Here is a 17,616-nt window from a genome sequence, read left to right on the forward strand (position 1 = left end):
CCTTGTCTGAGATCTCAACAACCTCATTCTGGCACAACTGATGCCGTAGGGGGCCGTCCACACCATCACTCCGCGGCAGTTATTGTTGGAGAAGGTATCTGACGCCAGCGTTCTCACGGATGGGCCGCGGCGTATGGGTCCCAAGGCCGGGACGACGTCCGTAGTTGTTGTTGCACAGTGCACTGAACACACCCTCGCGATCTCGCGACGCATCGCGCCCGAGGTTTGCTCTTGAACTTCCACCCTCTCAAACAGAGGGCGCAGGGAATGCCGGATGCGCGCTGCACCCGCGGTCTCATGTGCGGTTAGCACAAAACAAAGTGCACATGAGCATACAGGGCAGCGGAGAACATCCGACATTCCCTGCGCAATGGCTTTACGGCTTATGCCGTGATCTCCCCGGAGACGAGTTCTTGGTTGACTCCGTCACCACCGGTTCAGCTTGCGCTTAGCCGACGGCTTGACACCTGCAACGGGTGCCAGGACCACACAGTTTTGCCGTACGCTTTTCCACGCCGTCGTCGAGGCGTAAACCGGCGTCCACCGCAACCCGCCCAACGTCCGTGACGACGGCCGACGCCCTCTGAGTGGGACGGGATGGGCAAACATATGCACCTGATTTTGCTTCTGGTAAACAGAAATATTTTTTATTTCGGGGCTTGACACGTTTTCCGTAAATCAGAACTGATTTGCCCGTCGGGTTGATTTGTCGCAGTCCAAGCGGGAAATTTTACTTGCCAGCGGGACGACGCACTTGGCTCAAGGGTGATGATACGCTCTTTCACAGCACGCGGATCGCAAGATTGCTCTTGCGCGCGAGGCGACGCACTCGGTAGGCCGGATTGGAGCCGAAGGCGTAAATCCGCCGCCTTGGTTGACTCCGAAGGCGGCGGATTACGCTTCGCTCCAATCCGCCCTACACTTTCCGTCTACTCCGGCCCGGGAACGTCAAGCCCGTCGGTGGTGTACTGGCGGATCTTGTTGCGCAGCGTGCGCACGGAAAGGCCGAGCACGCGCGCGGCGCGGGTGCGATTGCCGTCGCACCGAACCAGCGTCTGCACCACCAGCTCGCGCTCGACCGCTTCGACGGTGGAGCCGATCAGCATCGGAACAATTTCATGGGGCGCAAGGTCGTGGGGCGGAATTTCTTGGGGCACAAGGCTTTGCGAATTCGGCGACGAAAACTCCGGCGCGCCGGCAAAAGAATCCTGGGTCATCAACACCTCCCGATCAACGCTAGCCCCCAAACACGGAGCAGAAGCATCAGGAATCAACGGCCCCCAAGCCGCTGAGGGGAAGGTGGGCGGAAATGGTTAACGAAATACTAACGGGGAAGGTCCGCGTGCGGTCGTGCGAAATCAGGTCCGTGCCTCGCGGCCGTGCCATATCCGGGTGATGAGGATGTCCTTGGTCTCGGGGAGAGCGGCATAGCGCACGATGTAGCCGGACGCACCAAACCGGACCACGATCTGCCGGATGTCGGCGTCCCCGGTCGCCATGCCGAGGTCTGGAAATTCCTGCAGTCGGTTGATCGCGGTCCAGATCGATGCCAGCGCGCGTTGCGCGGCGCCGGGATTATTCTGGTCGAGAAAGCTTCGCAATCGCTCGACGTCTTCAACGGCGTCGGGCGCAAGCAGGATCATCCGATCTTGCGCGGCGCGGGGCGAGGCAGCTCGTCCGCCGAACCCCAGCTTGCCACCCAATCCTTCACGTCGTCGAGCGGCACGGCAGCGCGGGTCCGGTTGAACGCATCGAGCCGCCGGCGGTCCTCCGCGATGTCGGGACCTGCGATATCGACCACGGAATCGAGCAGCGCCACCGCTTCCGCGAGCACGGCCGCGACTTCCTGCCCGCGCTCGCTCGCCATCTCGCGCAAGCGAGCGTCAGTGTCAGCGTCGATATCCAGGGTGCGGCGGATGATGTTCATGCAGGAAGGATAATAGCGGAGGGGCGGATTGTCGAGATGTCGGCTCGTAGGATGGGTAGCGCGACCGCGTCCGCTGAAGGTCAACCCGGCAAAGGTGGAAGCGAAACCCATCGAGGCAATCGCGACATCGGATGGGTTTCGCAAGGGCTCAACCCATCCTACGAGCGACCAGTCTGGTTGCAGGTTGCGCGCGGCGCGATCCCGAATACGATAGCCGCAACCGGCCAGCAGCAGGGAGGTTCGCGATGGCCCTCGACACCGACAAACTCGACGACACAGCGCTGGCGCTGCTCTATCTGACGCTCCACGACGACAACAGGGCCTGGAAGGGGATGGATTGGGGCGTGCTTGGCCGTCTGCACGACAAGGGCATGATCCACGATCCCGTGGGGAAGGTGAAGTCGGTGGTCTTCACGCAGGAAGGATTGGAGCGGGCCAAGGCGCTGTTTGAGGAGATGTTCAAGAGGTAGGGGCGGTGATTGCAGCTCGTAGGATGGGTCGAGCGACCGCGTCCGCCGAAGCTCAACCCGGCAAAGGTGGAAGCGAAACCCATCGAAGCGATCGCGACATCCGATGGGTTTCGCAAGGGCTCAACCCATCCTACAAGCCGCGTCCGCTAGCGCACCGGCTCCTTGGTCCGTTCTTCGGTTGCAACCGTTTCCGCCGTCCTGGTCGAGCGGACCATCAAAAATGTCCCCGAGAGCGTGGCGCCCGGCAATCGCCAGCGGCCGCTGATCTCCGTGGCGTCGGCATTGACCGCGCCTTCATAGAAGACCTTGTCATAGCCGTAGCCCGGCGGTTCGTACGTCTTGACGAACGACACCATGGTGCCGGAGCGTTGACCAGCGATCGAGGCGTTGTGAGTGCTCACCGGGCAGCCTGATGTCATGCAAGGTTCGGTCACGCTTCCTCCGAGCGCGCCACCGGAATCGATGAGCGTCGTCAGAAACGTGACCATTCCAACGGACGGCTGAATATAAGTGCCGTCCCAGACGCCGGTCAGATCGTTCGTCATTGCGGTCCAGGTGAGTGCGCGTACCTCACAACACCCGATTGCTCTCCTTCACCTTCTCCGCGTCCAGATAAACCTGTCCGCCCATATCCTTGAACTTCTGGCTCATCGTCGCCATCCCGTCTTCGATCACGCCTGACATCGACATGCCAACGCTGCCGGCGACCGCGCGCTTGTCGGGGTCGTTCAGCGTGGCGGCGTAGTCGCGGACGTCCTGCGTAATTTTCATCGAGCAGAACTTTGGGCCGCACATCGAGCAGAAATGGGCGACCTTGTGGGCTTCCTTGGGCAGCGTTTCGTCGTGATAGGCGCGGGCGGTTTCGGGGTCGAGGCCGAGGTTGAACTGGTCCTCCCAGCGGAAGTCGAAGCGGGCGCGGGAGAGCGCGTCGTCGCGCAGCTGGGCTGCCGGGTGGCCCTTGCCGAGATCGCTGGCGTGCGCGGCGATCTTGTAGGTGATGACGCCGACCTTGACGTCGTCGCGGTTGGGCAGGCCGAGATGCTCCTTCGGCGTCACGTAGCAGAGCATCGCGCAGCCGAACCAGCCGATCATGGCGGCGCCGATGCCTGAGGTGATGTGGTCATAACCCGGCGCGATGTCGGTCGTCAGCGGCCCAAGCGTGTAGAACGGCGCCTCGCCGCATTCCTTGAGCTGCTTGTCCATGTTGATCTTGATCTTGTGCAGCGGCACGTGGCCGGGGCCTTCGATCATGACCTGGCAGCCCTTCTTCCAGGCGATCTGCGTCAGCTCGCCGAGCGTCTCCAGTTCGGCAAACTGCGCGCGGTCGTTGGCGTCGGCGATCGAGCCGGGACGCAGGCCATCGCCGAGCGAGAACGAGACGTCATACTTGCGCATGAGATCGCAGATCTCTTCGAAATGGGTGTAGAGGAAACTTTCCTTGTGATGCGCGAGACACCACTTCGCCATGATCGAACCGCCTCTGCTGACGATGCCGGTGACGCGGTTGGCGGTGAGATGGATGTAGGGCAGGCGCACGCCGGCGTGGATCGTGAAATAGTCGACGCCCTGTTCGCACTGCTCGATCAGCGTGTCCTTGTAGAGCTCCCAGGTCAGCTTGACGGGATCGCCGTCGCACTTCTCCAGCGCCTGATAAATGGGAACGGTGCCGATCGGGATCGGCGCATTGCGCAGAATCCATTCCCGCGTGGTGTGGATGTTGCGGCCCGTCGAGAGGTCCATCACGGTGTCGGCGCCCCAGCGGATCGCCCACACCATCTTGTCGACTTCCTCCTCGACCGACGAGGTCACCGCGGAGTTGCCGATATTGGCGTTGATCTTGGTCAGAAAGTTGCGGCCGATGATCATCGGCTCGAGTTCGGCATGGTTGATGTTGCAGGGGATGATGGCGCGGCCGCGCGCGATCTCGCTGCGGACGAATTCCGGCGTCACGAACGCCGGCACCGCGGCGCCAAAGCTTTCGCCGTCGGCGATGGCGGCTTCCGCGCGCTCGAGCTGCACCTTGCGGCCGAGGTTTTCGCGGGTCGCGACGTAGATCATCTCCTTGGTGATGATGCCGGCGCGGGCGAATTCGAGCTGCGTGATCATGTGGCCGTCAAGCCCGCGCAGCGGCTTGTGGTGCGCGGTGAAGGCCTTTGCGGCATGCGAGGCGCCGACATTGCCATTGTCTTCCGGCTTGATGTCGCGGCCTTCATACTCCTCAACGCCGCCGCGCTCCTTCACCCACTCGATGCGCGCGCGCTTGAGGCCGGCATTGACGTCGATGGTGACATCGGGATCGGTGTAGGGACCGGAGGTGTCGTAGACCGGCAGGTTCGGCTCGCCTGCGCCTTCGCTCAAAATGATCTCGCGCAGGGGAACGCGGACATCGGCGGCTTCATCGGGGGTGACCCAGATTTTTCGCGAGGCGGGAAGGGGACCGGTGGTGACGGCGGGCAGGGTGGTGTCGGGGTTGGAGCGGATGTTCATGTTATCCTCCGTTGAATTTCTGATTGGTGTTTTTCGTCATTGCGAGCGCAGCGAAGCAATCCATGGTGCGGCAAGCGGAGAGATGGATTGCTTCGTCGCTGCGCTCCTCGCAATGACGTCGATGGTTTAGTGAATTCATCACGCGGCCTTCGCATCCTGGCCGAGCCATTGCCGCACCCGCGCGTCGGGGTCGGTGTTCTGGGTGACGTCTGAGACCACCGCGATCGAGTCGGCGCCGGCCGCAAAGATCTCGGCTGATTGCTCGAACTTGATGCCGCCGATTGCGACCAGCGGGATGTCGCCGATGCGCTTTTTCCATTCGGTGATTTTCGGAATGCCCTGCGGCGCGAAGCGCATCGATTTCAGCGTGGTCGGGAAGATCGGCCCGAGCGCGATGTAATCCGGCGCTGCGCGGAGCGCGGTCGCCAGTTCTTCGTCGTCGTGGGTGGAGATGCCGAGCGTCAGCTTTGCCTTGCGGATTTCGTCGAGATCGGCGTCGGCAAGATCTTCCTGGCCGAGATGCAGATGCTCTGCGCCCGCGACGATCGCCGCGCGCCAGTAATCATTGACCACGAGTTTTGTGGACGTGCCCTTGGTCACCGCGAGCGCGTCGCTGACGATCTGCAGCGCCTCGGAGTCGTTCAGGTCCTTGGCGCGCAGCTGGATGGTGCCGACGCCAAGCGCGGTCAGCCGGGCCACCCATTTGACGCTGTCGACGACAGGATAGAATTTATCAGGATACGGCATGCCAGAACGGTGTCCCGATGACAGGGGTTGAAGGGGAGGCGAAATCGCGGGCTTCCATCAGCCCGGCCTCGTAAGCGGTACGTCCAGCCTCGACGCCGAGGCGAAACGCATTCGCCATCGCGACGGGATCGGCGGCTTTTGCGATTGCGGTGTTGAGCAGCACCGCGTCGTAGCCGAGCTCGAGGGCGTGGGCGGCGTGCGACGGCGCGCCGAGGCCGGCATCCACCACCAGCGTGATGTCAGGCAGCCGGTCGCGCAGCAGTTTTAGGGCGTCGCGGTTGGTGATGCCTTTTGCACTTCCAATCGGCGCGGCCCATGGCATCACGACCTTGCAGCCGGCGTCGACCAATCGCATCGCAACCCCGAGGTCTTCGGTGCAGTAGGGAAATACTTCAAAGCCGTCCTTGATCAGGATGCCGGCGGCCTCGACGAGGCCAACCACGTCGGGCTGCAGCGTGTCGTTGTCGGCGATCACTTCCAGCTTGATCCAGGGCGTGCCGAACAATTCGCGCGCCAGCTTGGCCGTGGTCACCGCTTCCTTGACGCTGCGGCAGCCGGCGGTGTTCGGCAGCACCGACACGTCGAGCTCGCGGATCAGCGACCAGAACGCATCCCCGGTCTTGCCGCCGGCGGATTCGCGCCGCAGCGACACGGTGACGATACTGGCGCCGGAGGCGCGGATCGCGCCTTGCATGATCGCCGGCGAGGGATACAGCGCGCTGCCGATCAGCAGGCGTGAGGTGAAGGTTTTGCCGTAGAAGTTCAGCATGGTCGGTATCCCAGCATACAGGCTGTCATCCCCGCGAAGGCGGGGATCCAGTATTCCAGAGGCCGTGGTGTTGAATCGAGAAGCCGCGGCGTACTGGGTCGCCCGGTCAAGCCGGGCGATGACAGCGGAGTTTGACGAACCACCATCCTCACCCTCCCTGCCGTGGCGTGATGATCTCGATGTCGTCGCCGGCTTTCAGCATCGTCTCGGCCCAGCGGCTTTTCGGCAGCACGTCGTAATTCAGCGCGATCGCGAAATGCGTGCCTTCGTATTCGAGCTCGCTGAGCAGCGCGTCGATGCGCGAGGCGGTGATCTCGCGCGCCTCGCCGTTGATGGTCACACGCATTGCATCACCTCATTGTCGATCACGCCGCGCTGCAGATAAGCGAGCGTCAGCTCGGCCAGCGCGGGGGCCAGCAGAAAGCCGTGGCGATAGAGCCCGTTGACGGCGATCTTGTCGTTGTTGATTGCGATCCGCGGCAGATTGTCGGGATAGGCCGGGCGCAGCCCTGAGCCGAATTCGACGATGCGGGCTTCGGCGAAAGCCGGATGCACCGCATAGGCAGCGCCGAGCAATTCCAGTGCCGAGCGCACGCTGACGCCGGTGTCCTCGGCCTCGATCGAGGTCGCGCCCAGCATGAACCTGCCGTCGCCGCGCGGGATCACATAGAGCGGCCAGCGCGGATGGATCAGCCGGACCGGGCGCGCCAGTTCCACTTCCGACGTCTCGACGATGATCATCTCGCCCTTGACGCCGCGCAGCTCCGGCTGCGTGTCGCGCGCGGCCAGGCCACGGCAATCGATCACGATGCCGTCGAGATCGTCCGCGCTGGCGTCATGGTCAAACTTGATCTGGCCGCCGGCCGCGGCGATGCGCGCGTGCAGTTCCGGCAGCACGCGCCGCGGCTCGACATGACCCTCATCGGCGTAAAACAGCCCGTCGCGAAAACGGCCCTCCAGCGACGGTTCGAGTTCGCGCAAGGCTAGCGCGTCCAGCCTGACATGGCCTGACGTGAGCTTGGCAAAACGTTCGAAATCGGCACGGTCGCGCGGATGCGCCACGACCAGCGATCCGTTGAACGGAGTTTTGGGAAAATGCTTGCGCCAGAGGTCGAGCGAGCGGATGCCGAGCCGGCCGATCACCGGTTCCGACGCCTCGGCTTCGCACCAGGGCGCGAGCATGCCGCCGGCCCAATGGCTGGTGGACAGCGTCATCGCGGCGTCACTGCGCTCGTACAGAGTGACGGCGTGGCCGGCCTCTGCGAACAGCAACGCCTGCCATGCGCCGGCAATGCCGGCGCCGATAATAGATACAGGGGAATCCCCCCGCGGCTTGAAACCCTGAAACATCCCTGTCCCTTCGCCGGCATGACCCGGATCAGGTTCAAAGGGTCACCGCGGTCCCAAACCGTGCCATTTGGCAGGTCCAAGCTTGCGGTATCTCAGCTCCTCGTCGGAGCCCCCCTCGGAACAGGTCTAATGTAAGCCGATGTGGGGGCGTGTCAACGCGGCTTGGCGGCGTTTGCACCTGATAAGGCGTCTGGCGGTTGCGGAACCTGCGGCTTCGCCTCGGCGAGTTTCTTCGGACGCTTCTTCGGGATCGGGACGAGCGTCGCTGCTGCTTTCGGCTTTTCGACCACCTCGGCCGGTTTCAAAGCTTCTTTCGGCTCAATAGCTGCTTCCTTCGCCTCCACCGGGGCGTCCCTGGCCGGCGTGATGTCCCTTGGCGGGGCGCTCGCCAGCACCGGTCCCGGCTGGTTCAGCCGTTCCAGCCGCTGGCGCTTTGCAACGTAATAATAGCCGCTGGCGTATAAACGCATGGCGCGGGCATGATCGCTGTTGGCGGCGCGCCAGGCGCCGGCGAGATATTTCACGCCATAGGTGAGATTGGTGTCGGGATCGCGCAGGCCCGCCGCGTCGCCGGCGTAGCCAAGGCCGCGCGCGGTCGGAAGCTTGATCTGCATCAGCCCGATCGTGCCGCCGCGTCCGACCAGATCCGGATGATATCTGCTTTCGCGAACGATCACGCGGTGCACCAGCGCTTCCGGCACATTGTTGGCGCGGGCATGGGCGGCGACCAGGCTTTCATATTGCGCGCGCTGTTGCGCTGCAGCTGGTGGCGCAACCAAAAAAGTTGCCACGACGGAGAACGCGGCCAAGTTCAGCAAAGCTTTCATAAAAAAATCTCGGGAGCGCAACTTGCGCGTTAACGATTTGCGTAACACGATTATTGTGGTGGATCGACGGGCAATAGAGGAAAAATTCGACGCCATTGCGGCGATTGGTTCGAACAGGATTGCGGCGATTCGTCCGAGCATGAATGTCGTGCAAATGATTCGAGGAAGGTTTAAAACCTCGCGACAGCTTGTTCAGTTTCGACAGCAGACCTGTCTATTTCAAATACAAAACAAAAATATCAGCGAGGGGAGATGCGCCATGGCTCGACTGGATTCCAGCTATTTGCCCCGTGAGAATCCCTGTGCCCAATGCGGAACGCCGATCTCGAGACCCGACTGGATCGAAAGCAACGCGGGCCGTACGTCCTTCCTGTGGTATTGCCGCGTCTGCGACTATCAGTTCGAGGCGGTCGCGATCTACGAGGAATCGCATCCGGATTCACTGGCGGCCTGAGTAACAACAAAACCCGATCTACGCAGCAACGCTCTGCTGGTGAACCGGCAATTGTATCCGCACCACCAGCCCACGTGGTTGCCGGTCGTGCAGTGAGAGCGTGCCGCCATGGGCGAGCACGATGGCGTTGGCGATGGAAAGGCCGAGGCCGAAGCCCGCGGCTTCATCCATGTTGCGGGCGTCGTCGCCGCGCACGAACGGCTCCAGCACGTTCTGCTTGTGCGCGTCCGAAATGCCGGGGCCGTCGTCTTCGACGTCGATGGTGATCCGGTCATCAGACACGCGAAGACGGATGACGGCCTCGGCGCCGAACCGCACGGCATTTTCCACGAGGTTGGTGACGCTGCGGTGCAGATCGTCCGGCCGCACCGTCGCCATCGCATGCGCGGGGCCGTCGTAAGCGACCTTGCGACCCATGTCGCCGAATTGATCGGTGATCAGCTGCAGCGTGCTGGCGACGTCGGCCAGCGTCATCGATTCAAGCCTGCGGTCGTTGCGCAGGAACGACAGCACCGATTCCAGCATCACGCGCATCTGGTCGAGATCGTCGAGCATGCGGCTGCGATGGGTTTCGTCCTCGATGAATTCGGAGCGCAGCCGCATTCGTGTGATCGGCGTACGCAGATCGTGGCTGATGGCGGCGAGCATTTTGGTGCGGTCGTCGATCAGGCCGGTGATGCGCGCGCATCCGGTTCAGCGCCCGTGCGACCGAGCGGATTTCCTCCGGCCCACGCTCGGGCAGCGGCGCCGCCGCGCCGTTGAGGCTGAAGCTTTCGGCGGCCTTTGCGGGTCCTGGCGTACCGGGTGGCCCCGGCGGCGCCGGTGGTCCGCCCCCGGCGGTCCGCCGCCCGCGGACGGTGCGTCATCGAGTGACGACACTTCTTCGAGCACCACTTCGCTCGACGAAATCCTCAAGCAGTTTTTGCAGACACTGCAGGAATCACTGTCGGCGTCGTCATCCACGAGCTACAGCGCGACCGGCAGTTCGGGCACATCGAGCACCGGTGCGTCGTTCTCGGCGTTGCTGATCGACTACCGGAGCTGACGTCTTTTCTGCGCAGCGAGCGATGTAGCCATCTTTTTCCGAAAGGGAAGGGAGGCTGTCTCATTTTGCGGTGCGGGAACTGGCCACCGGCTGGAGCGTTAGACTCTTGATTCATGTGTGGAGGGTCCGATGGCAATCGACGTCATGACCAAGCCGCATCAGTTGATCGCGAGCGATCGTGTCGAAGGCACCGCGGTGCGACGACCGAACGGCGACATGATCGGCCATATCGAACGGCTGATGATCGACAAGATCTCCGGCAAAGTATCTTACGCCGTGTTGAGCTTCGGCGGGTTCCTCGGCATGGGCACCAACCTGCTTCCGTTGCCCTGGGGCCGGCTGAGCTACAATACCAAATTCGAAGCCTACGAACTCGACATCGACGATGAAGAGTTGAAGCGTGCGCCGTCGTTCCGCGCCGACAAGGATTTCGATTGGGGCGATCGCGCACAGGAAGCGGAACTGCATCGCTACTACGGCATGCCGCCTTACTGGGGCGGATTCTAGAGCGTTTTCAAGCGAAGCGGGGAGCGGTTCGCGTTAAGGAAACGGGCAAAATATCAAGTCGCGCCTGTGTTCCATTCTCGAAACATTGGAACACTTGCTCAGGTGGCGGGTTTTCTCGGCATCGATTTCGAAACTGAGGAGAACCGATATGTTAGCTAAATATACCATCGCCGGCCTGGCCGGTTCTGCGTTGCTTGCATCGGTCGCGTTCGCACAGGCACCGACGACTCCCGCTGAACCGAGCAAGGCCCCAGCGCCTGCCGCTGAAACAAGCAAGGCGCCAGCGCCTGCGACGGCGTCTGACATGTCTTCGTCGTTCCAGGGCACCTGGCGCGCCTCGAAGATGGTCGGCTTGAACGTGTACAACGACAAGAATGAAAGCCTCGGCTCGATCAACGACCTGCTCACCGACAAGAGCGGTGACATCAAGGCCGTGGTGATCGGCGTTGGCGGCTTCCTCGGCGTCGGCGAGCATCTGGTTGCGGTGCCGCTCGACAAGGTCAAGTTCGTCATGGAGCCCGTCGCCTATACCGGCGCCGCAAACGCGCCCGCCAGCGGCGGCGCACGGCCGGGATCGACCACGACCACGGGTGCGGCCACGGCGCCTGCGGCTAAGTCGAATCCCTGGTATCCGGATCACGCCGTGCTCAGCGCGACCAAGGATGAGCTGAAGGCGATGAGCGAGTTCAAGTACTCGACCAACTAAGCTCGCGACTTTAAGTCTCGACTAAACTAACGGAAACGCGCCCGGTCAGCGGGCGCGTTTTTGTTTTTCGTCATTGCGCGCTCCACGAAGCAATCCATTCCTTCTTTGCGCCGCGGCATGGATTGCTTCGCGGAGCCTGTCATCGGGCGCGCATTCGCGCGACCCGTTGGCTCGCAATGACGACAGAATGCTGCACCGCATCCTATCAGGCCTCAAATCCCGATGTTAGGCTGAGGCGCGGCAGGAGCACCTTTAAGTCCTGCCTGTAACATCAACGGGAGGACGACATGGCTGAGAGCGTCTACAAGGTGATTGAGCTGATCGGTACCAGCAAGGACTCCTGGGAAAAGGCCGCGTCCGCGGCTGTGGCGAGGGCCGGAAAATCCTTGCGCGATCTTCGCGTCGCCGAAATCGTGCAGCTCGATCTGCAACTGGACGCCAAAGGCAAGGTCGAAGCCTACCGCGCCAAGGTGAAAGTCTCGTTCAAATTTGAAGGGTGATATACGCGTACCCACCACCGTCATGGCCGGGCATAGCCGTCCGAAGGACGGCGTCGCTTCCGCTAGCCTATGCCCGGCCATCCACGTCTTTCTTGCTTGACGGAAGTCTAGACGTGGATGCCCGGGACAAGCCCGGGCATGACGACTTCTAATATCGACGGCGCTCACAATCCCGGCAGCGCGGTCACAAACACATTGATGGCGCCTTCGGCTTCCGCGATCACGCGCAGCGTTTTCGAATCGAAGGCGATGTCGGCCAGCCGCAGCTTGGTGATCTCGGCAGAGACGCGAATGCCGTCCTCGTTCTTCTGGAAGTCCGCGATCACGGCGGCGATCTTTTTCTGCGCATTGCTGGCGAAGGGCTTGAGGTCGACGGTGGCCTTGTCCGCCAGCGCCTTCTGCAGATGTGGCATCGCCGCGCGCGCGGCGGCACCGAGCAGGCCGAACGCCGCTTCCGACTCGACCGCGAGCTCGACATCGGTCAGCCGCAGGGTCTGCTGTGCCTGATCGAGCACCGGCTTGCCCCAGATATGCACATTGGCCTCGCCGCCGAAGCCGAAGAAGCTCTTCTTCTCCTTGGCGTTCACCAACAGCGAAATCAGCAGGCGATTGCCGGATGCCGCCACCGTGGCGCGCTTCACGGTGACGTCGACTGAACCCGAGCCGTCCTCGGGAAAGGTCTTTCCGGCGAACTGCGCCTCGATGATCTTGTTGATGTCGGTGAAGGGCATGTCGACGGGGACGCCGATTGCGACCCGGCCCGGCGTCGGCGGCACGATCGAGATGGTGGCAGGAAACGGGCAACTGGGCTTGGTCTCGACCGGGGTGATGCGGGTCTCCGCCTCGATGCCGAGCGTCAGTATCAGCGCCTGTGCGTCGACGCGCGGTTGGGCTGCGATGGCCCGTGTCGGCCGCAGCTCAAGCCACAGCGCCGGCAGCGATGAGCTGGCGCCGGTGCCCTGCAGCGGGATCGAGCGGCAGGCCTTGGCCCATTGCACCTTCGCGTTGTTTTCAAACGCGGGATCGTTACGCATCCGCGCCTGCACCAGATTGATCTGATCGGCGACCGTCTTGTCGATCAGCGGCTTGACCTGGGCCGGCACGTTGATGCGGGCACCGGCCATCGTCACGCTGGTGTCGCCCAGATTCACCTGGGCGGCGAGATTGGGCTCGATGCGCCAGGCGGCGGCGATCTTCGGCCGCGCGGTGATGACGACATTGCCCTTGATCTCGGCTGACGCGTTGAGGTTCTTGATGTTCACGCTGCCGATCTGTTTGGCGACGTTGCCGCCGAGCAGGCCGCCGAGCGCGTCGCCGACCGCCCCCGTTGCCTTTGCCGACAGCGAACCGGTGACGTTGAGCATCCCGGTCAGCGGCGTCGTCAGCGTCAGCGCGTCCTGCGCGCCGGTCGCGGCGATCGGTCCGCGCGAGGCGGTCCAGCCGATATCGGCGTTCTGCAGGATCTGCGAGATGGGATTTTCGGCCTTGCCGTTGAAGGCGCGCGGCGAAGCCCGATCGGCGGCGTCGCGGATCGCCGTCAACGCGACTGCGATCGGCGCCATCACGGTGGAGCTGCGCGGGGCGGGAGCGAGTGGCGGCAATTCGACAAGCGCCGGCGGCTTGACCGTGCCGCGCGGCGCCAGCCAATCCATAGCTTTCAGGCTGATCAGAAACGAAACCGCGATCACCGCGGCCCCGATCAGGATCGTTTTGGAATGCATCGGCAGACGCATCGTCCCCCCGGACCGATTGAGCCCTGGCATTTTCGGACCGCTTCGCGCGAAGAAAACGCGTCAAAAACAAGGCTGGAGCCCGACCGGCTCCGGCGGGAATTTTACAGGGACGGGGCGGGCGGCGCCAGAGCGGGATCAGGCCGGTCGTCGGATGCGTTAACGCCGGCGCCTGGCGAGCCCGTTGCTGTTCGGCCAGCCCGCGGCACCGTCGGTTCTCAAGGGCAGGTTCCAGCTGGCGGCGTGTGCTTGAGCGCGCGGCCGGCAGCTACGGCGGTCAGTTTGCCGTCCAGAACGGAGGCCGCCCCATTGACCAATAGTGTCTGCACGCCGACGCTCAGTTCGCGAGGGCGCACATAGTCCGCCCTGGGGGCGTAGCGAGCAGGGTCGAACACCACGACGTCGGCAAAATAGCCGGGCCTCAAATAACCGCGCCGGTCGAGCTTGAAAATGTCGGCCGACAGGCCGGTGGACTGGCGGATAAACGTCTTCAGGTCGATGACGTGCCTCTCCTGGACATAAACCGCATATTTTTGTGGAAAGGTCGCATATTGGCGGGGATGGCCATCGGTGCCGTCAGAACCGGTGACCACCCACGGCTGCTTCATGACGAGGTCGACGTCGCTGTCGATCATGTTGAACGAGGCGATCGAGTCCTTGACATTGGCGCGGAGAATCCGCACCGCGGCGTCGACCGGTTCGACCTTCCATGTTTCCGCCATCTCCGAAAGCCGCTTGCCAGTCCATGGCCGCTCAACGCTGGTCAGCAGGATAGATTCGGCGCCGCCGCGGCGTCGCAGGTTCTCGATCATCTCAACGCGTATCCTGACCATCGCCGCCGGATCATCGAAGCGCTGGATCATGGCCGGATAGCCACCGTCGACCGCCCAGCGCGGCACGAGCGCAGCGTCGAGGCTGGTGCTCGACGCCAGCCATGGATACTGGTCGGCCGTCACCCGCTGGCCGGTCGCTCTCGCCGCCTCGATCAACCGGATCACATCCGGCACCTGTCCCTGCAGATCGACGCCGAGCGCTTTCAGATGCGCGAAGTGGACTGGGATCTCGGCTTCGCGGCCGATCTGCAGAACCTCCCTGGCCGAGTTCATCAGGCCGATGGAGTAGGAGCTCTCGTCGCGCTGATGGGTGTCATAGATGCCGCCGCGCCGGGCGGCCTCCCTGGCCAGGGCCACCACCTCGTCAGTCTTGGCGAAACTCTGCGGGGCGTAGAACAGCCCGGCGGAAAGCCCGATCGCCCCCTCGCACATGCCCTTGGCGACGAGTTCCTTCATGCGCTCCAGTTCCGGTGGGGTGGGCGCGCGGGCATTATGGCCGAGCACCGCCTCGCGCACCGCGCCGAATCCGACATAGCTGGCGATGTTGGTGCCGATCTTCTCCGCTTCCAGCCGGGCGTGATCGGCGGCCACCGCCGGATCGCCCCTGCCGTCGACGCCGATGAAGATGGTCGAGACACCCTGCATCTGCCACGGCGCGTTCAGGCGCTTGGCCGCATCGGGCGAGCGGATGAAGCTCTCCGGGTGGGTATGAACGTCAATGAATCCGGGCGCCACGATCATGCCCTGCCCGGCGATGTTCGCTGTTGCGGCAGGTGCGCCGGCGGAAGGGCCGACATAGACGATCTTGTCCGCGGTGACCGCGATGTCGCCGACAAGCGGGGCTTCGTCGCCACCGGTGTAGATGGTGCCACCCCGGATGGCGAGATCGGCAGTCTGTGCGACGGCTGCGCCGGCGTTCGCGATGAATCCGGCGCACACGGCGGCAAGCAGGGCAGGCGTGCATTTCATTGGCAATCTCCGCAGGCGGACGGCGTCCTGGAACAGCGCGGCGAGGAGCGTCATCGTCGTTGCCGCCAAGTCTTGGGAATTGTTCGTGATGTCCGGCGGGATACTAGTTGGCGCGATCTGACCGATCCAATGCAAAATTCACATTGGACAGGCCGGACCTAGCACGAGGATTTGCGCTGGTGGCGACGGGTGTGTAGATTCACTCGAAGTCAGCGAGCCGTCGTTGACGAAGGCCTCAGCAATGCTGAGGTTGATCCTGTCCGTGAGGCTGGATTGGGTGGCGGCTCGCTGGCGTCCGGCTTTCGCCAAGGGTCAGCCAAGGCTCCGCGAAGACTCCGCGCGATCATCTGCACCAAAATCCCCGCACATCGATCGCGGACGACGATAGTTCGTCGGGCGCAGGATAGAGTTACGAGCGGCGCCCAACGGGCCGCGCTTTGCGCACGCCCGTTGGGCTCACTCCACCTTTCGGACTAGCCGCCGGGCGGTGTGTATGAGCCACGAAGCTGGACCGCCTTCTGGCGAACCAGCATGATTTCATCCTGCGTCCACAACCGAGTCAGGGTTACATTGTGGATGGCTCCGGATGCCACCACCGTGCCCGAAATGGCCGGTGCTGCATTGGGGTCAGGTACATCGAAGATTACCAGAACGCCGGGTCCATCGGCCGCGGTGCTGTATATCGAAAGCAATTTGCCACCAGCTGCTTCGATCAGCTTTTTCGCCGCTTCCTGGCGATTGGTCTTGGGATTTTCCAAGATCTTGTTGAGAGCTTGAGGCGTATATTGTGCCGTCATACAAAAATGCATGATGTCCTCCTGTTGGGTGTGTTTGATCAACGAGGCGCACGCCTCCCTGCCGGCTCCATTGAAAACGGATCGGCCCCCCAAAACGTGAGATGAACATTGCAAGCCCGCCGTGGGCAAAAATACCGCTAGCACTCCAACGGGCCTTCGGCACTGCCCGCTTGCGGCTGCCGGTTAACCTACATCAATCGCGCGTCATGCGGAAGAGCGCTTGGGCCGAGACCGTTCGGCTTAATCCTAAAGCGAAGCCGACGATCCCTCTAGCGTCAAAGGATCGGTCCGGCGCAGGAAGAAGCACGCGGTGAAAATCGCCAACGCGCTGAAGCCATATGGGGCTTATGGAATCGCCGGCGAAGTGCCGACTGAGTCATTCCGCCTTGATGTTTGCCGTGCGGATCACCTTGCCCCACTTCTCGGTTTCATCGGCGATGAACGTGCCGAAGTCGGCAGACGAGCCTGAAAGCATCGTGCCGCCGAGATCGGTAAGCCGCGCCCTTGCCACAGGGCTTGCGAGGATCGCGTTGATTTCCTTGTTGAGCAGGCCAACAATTTCGGCTGGCGTGTCCTTCGGGGCGCCAACGCCGAAAAACGCACTCGCCTCGAAGCCCAGCACGCTGTCGCCTACCGTCGGGATGTCAGGCAAGCCATGTCAGCGTGTTGCGGTTGTGACCGCCAATGCCCGCAGTCGGCCAGCCCTGATGTGTTCGATCGAATTGGAGACGTTATCGAAGGCGACCTGTATTCGGCCACTCAGCAGGTCGGTCAGCACGCCCGGCATGCCGCGATACGGCACATGCACCATGTCGACGCCGGTCATTTGCTTGAACAACTCGGCGCAGACATGGACGGAGGTTCCGATGCCGGCCGAGCCGTAGCTGATGCTGCCGGGATTGGCCTTGGCATAGGCAATAAGCTCAGGAACGGTCTCGACCGGGAGTGATGGAGTTACCTCCATGACATTCGGAACACGCATGATGGCCGCGACCGGCGAGATGTCGCGGATGAAATTGAAACTGAGATTGCCGTAAAGCGCCGGGCTGATTGCATTCCCGACGCTGATCAGGAGCAGCGTGTGGCCATCGGGTGACGCGCGAACCACCGCTTCGGTGGCGATGTTGCTGCCGGCGCCCAGACGGTTCTCAACGATGAATTGTTGCCCGAGGCGCTCCGACAAGGCCTGGCCAATGATGCGCGCCAGGATGTCAACGATGCCGCCGGCAGCGAACCCGGCGATGATCCGAACCGGCCGCGACGGCTAGGTCTGCGCCCGCGCTATCCGCGAAGCGGCCGGGAACGCGGCAGCACCCGCTGCCAGATTCAAAAATCGACGGCGCTGAAGCTTCATGAATCCTCCCTGCAATCGACGGCGGCGTTGTTCCGCCTTTTTGACCGCCGAGCACATTGTGCCGGCCGACGGCGTCGTTGCTCTTGATTGCCGAGTTCTAAGCAACATAACGCACTTCGGCCGTGCGCGAAGATGTTTTGGGGA

The 17,616-nt window shown here is 62.8% G+C and carries 17 protein-coding genes, 3 pseudogenes and 1 riboswitch; of the genes and pseudogenes, 5 read left to right on the top strand and 15 right to left on the bottom strand.

Features of this window, described 5'->3' with window-relative positions:
• Positions 1–929 precede the first annotated feature (929 nt).
• The 3 genes from JQ609_RS27000 to JQ609_RS27010 all read right to left on the bottom strand — a co-directional run bounded on the left by JQ609_RS27000 (position 930) and on the right by JQ609_RS27010 (position 2,071).
• The gene (locus JQ609_RS27000) at positions 930–1,217 is read right to left on the bottom strand and encodes a helix-turn-helix domain-containing protein (protein WP_212275951.1); all 288 of its coding nucleotides are present in this window, start codon (positions 1,215–1,217) and stop codon (positions 930–932) included.
• 141 nt (positions 1,218–1,358) lie between these two features.
• Entirely contained in the window at positions 1,359–1,643 is a 285-nt protein-coding gene (locus tag JQ609_RS27005; RefSeq protein WP_212211701.1) for a type II toxin-antitoxin system RelE/ParE family toxin, read from the bottom strand.
• Positions 1,640–2,071, bottom strand: a complete 432-nt coding sequence (locus tag JQ609_RS27010; RefSeq protein ID WP_249128468.1) for a hypothetical protein — start codon at positions 2,069–2,071, stop codon at positions 1,640–1,642. The genes JQ609_RS27005 and JQ609_RS27010 overlap by 4 nt, the downstream gene beginning before the upstream one ends.
• 101 nt (positions 2,072–2,172) lie before the next feature.
• Between JQ609_RS27010 and JQ609_RS27015 the strand changes: the two genes are divergently transcribed.
• The gene (locus JQ609_RS27015; protein ID WP_212211699.1) at positions 2,173–2,397 is read left to right on the top strand and encodes a DUF6429 family protein; all 225 of its coding nucleotides are present in this window, start codon (positions 2,173–2,175) and stop codon (positions 2,395–2,397) included.
• 146 nt (positions 2,398–2,543) lie between these two features.
• Here the strand turns inward: JQ609_RS27015 and JQ609_RS27020 are convergent, their stop codons facing one another.
• From JQ609_RS27020 to JQ609_RS35300, 7 genes and pseudogenes are all read right to left on the bottom strand, one after another.
• Positions 2,544–2,942 (bottom strand): hypothetical protein, encoded by a 399-nt coding sequence (locus tag JQ609_RS27020; RefSeq protein WP_212275952.1) that lies wholly within the window; start codon positions 2,940–2,942, stop codon positions 2,544–2,546.
• Positions 2,943–2,967: 25 nt separating this feature from the next.
• Positions 2,968–4,884 (bottom strand): phosphomethylpyrimidine synthase ThiC, encoded by a 1,917-nt coding sequence (thiC, locus tag JQ609_RS27025; RefSeq protein ID WP_212275954.1) that lies wholly within the window; start codon positions 4,882–4,884, stop codon positions 2,968–2,970.
• A gap of 138 nt (positions 4,885–5,022) precedes the next feature.
• Entirely contained in the window at positions 5,023–5,631 is a 609-nt protein-coding gene (locus JQ609_RS27030; protein ID WP_212211693.1) for a thiamine phosphate synthase, read from the bottom strand.
• Positions 5,618–6,400, bottom strand: coding sequence for a thiazole synthase (locus JQ609_RS27035; RefSeq protein ID WP_212275956.1), 783 nt, complete (start codon positions 6,398–6,400; stop codon positions 5,618–5,620). Before JQ609_RS27035 ends, JQ609_RS27030 begins: the two co-directional genes overlap by 14 nt.
• Positions 6,401–6,548: 148 nt before the next feature.
• Complete coding sequence (thiS, locus tag JQ609_RS27040; protein ID WP_212275958.1) at positions 6,549–6,746, bottom strand: sulfur carrier protein ThiS; 198 nt, start codon at positions 6,744–6,746, stop codon at positions 6,549–6,551.
• The gene (locus tag JQ609_RS27045) at positions 6,737–7,750 is read right to left on the bottom strand and encodes an FAD-dependent oxidoreductase (protein WP_212275960.1); all 1,014 of its coding nucleotides are present in this window, start codon (positions 7,748–7,750) and stop codon (positions 6,737–6,739) included. The genes thiS and JQ609_RS27045 overlap by 10 nt, the downstream gene beginning before the upstream one ends.
• Positions 7,738–7,876: riboswitch (TPP riboswitch) on the bottom strand. It overlaps the preceding gene by 13 nt.
• Positions 7,877–8,154: 278 nt before the next feature.
• Positions 8,155–8,577, bottom strand: a pseudogene (locus JQ609_RS35300) (transglycosylase SLT domain-containing protein); the annotation flags it as partial.
• Positions 8,578–8,599: 22 nt separating this feature from the next.
• On the opposite strand from JQ609_RS35300, the gene JQ609_RS35835 reads away from it, so the two are divergent.
• The gene (locus tag JQ609_RS35835) at positions 8,600–9,031 is read left to right on the top strand and encodes a hypothetical protein (RefSeq protein WP_312014899.1); all 432 of its coding nucleotides are present in this window, start codon (positions 8,600–8,602) and stop codon (positions 9,029–9,031) included.
• 18 nt (positions 9,032–9,049) lie between these two features.
• Here JQ609_RS35835 and JQ609_RS27060 read toward each other — a convergent pair.
• Positions 9,050–9,818 (bottom strand): annotated as a pseudogene (locus tag JQ609_RS27060) (ATP-binding protein); the annotation flags it as partial.
• Between the two features lie 387 nt (positions 9,819–10,205).
• Here JQ609_RS27060 and JQ609_RS27065 point away from each other — a divergent pair.
• From JQ609_RS27065 to JQ609_RS27075, 3 genes are all read left to right on the top strand, one after another.
• On the top strand, positions 10,206–10,583 hold the full coding sequence (locus JQ609_RS27065; RefSeq protein ID WP_212033827.1) for a PRC-barrel domain-containing protein: 378 nt from the start codon (positions 10,206–10,208) through the stop codon (positions 10,581–10,583).
• A 148-nt stretch (positions 10,584–10,731) separates the two neighbouring features.
• Positions 10,732–11,289, top strand: coding sequence for a PRC-barrel domain-containing protein (locus tag JQ609_RS27070; protein ID WP_212211681.1), 558 nt, complete (start codon positions 10,732–10,734; stop codon positions 11,287–11,289).
• Positions 11,290–11,576: 287 nt separating this feature from the next.
• The gene (locus JQ609_RS27075; RefSeq protein ID WP_212211674.1) at positions 11,577–11,789 is read left to right on the top strand and encodes a dodecin family protein; all 213 of its coding nucleotides are present in this window, start codon (positions 11,577–11,579) and stop codon (positions 11,787–11,789) included.
• 164 nt (positions 11,790–11,953) lie between these two features.
• On the opposite strand, the gene JQ609_RS27080 is transcribed toward JQ609_RS27075, so the two are convergent.
• The 4 genes and pseudogenes from JQ609_RS27080 to JQ609_RS27095 form a co-directional block, all read right to left on the bottom strand.
• Positions 11,954–13,522 (bottom strand): DUF4403 family protein, encoded by a 1,569-nt coding sequence (locus tag JQ609_RS27080; protein ID WP_212275962.1) that lies wholly within the window; start codon positions 13,520–13,522, stop codon positions 11,954–11,956.
• A gap of 215 nt (positions 13,523–13,737) precedes the next feature.
• The gene (locus tag JQ609_RS27085; RefSeq protein WP_212275963.1) at positions 13,738–15,375 is read right to left on the bottom strand and encodes an amidohydrolase family protein; all 1,638 of its coding nucleotides are present in this window, start codon (positions 15,373–15,375) and stop codon (positions 13,738–13,740) included.
• Between the two features lie 419 nt (positions 15,376–15,794).
• Positions 15,795–16,160 carry a GYD domain-containing protein gene (locus JQ609_RS27090; RefSeq protein WP_249128469.1) on the bottom strand — a complete coding sequence of 122 codons (366 nt, stop codon included), beginning with the start codon at positions 16,158–16,160 and terminating at the stop codon, positions 15,795–15,797.
• Positions 16,161–16,494: 334 nt separating this feature from the next.
• Positions 16,495–17,364 (bottom strand): annotated as a pseudogene (locus tag JQ609_RS27095) (Bug family tripartite tricarboxylate transporter substrate binding protein).
• Positions 17,365–17,616: the final 252 nt, after the last annotated feature.

The sequence above is a fragment of the Bradyrhizobium sp. AUGA SZCCT0169 genome (genome assembly GCF_018130085.1).
GTDB lineage: Bacteria > Pseudomonadota > Alphaproteobacteria > Rhizobiales > Xanthobacteraceae > Bradyrhizobium.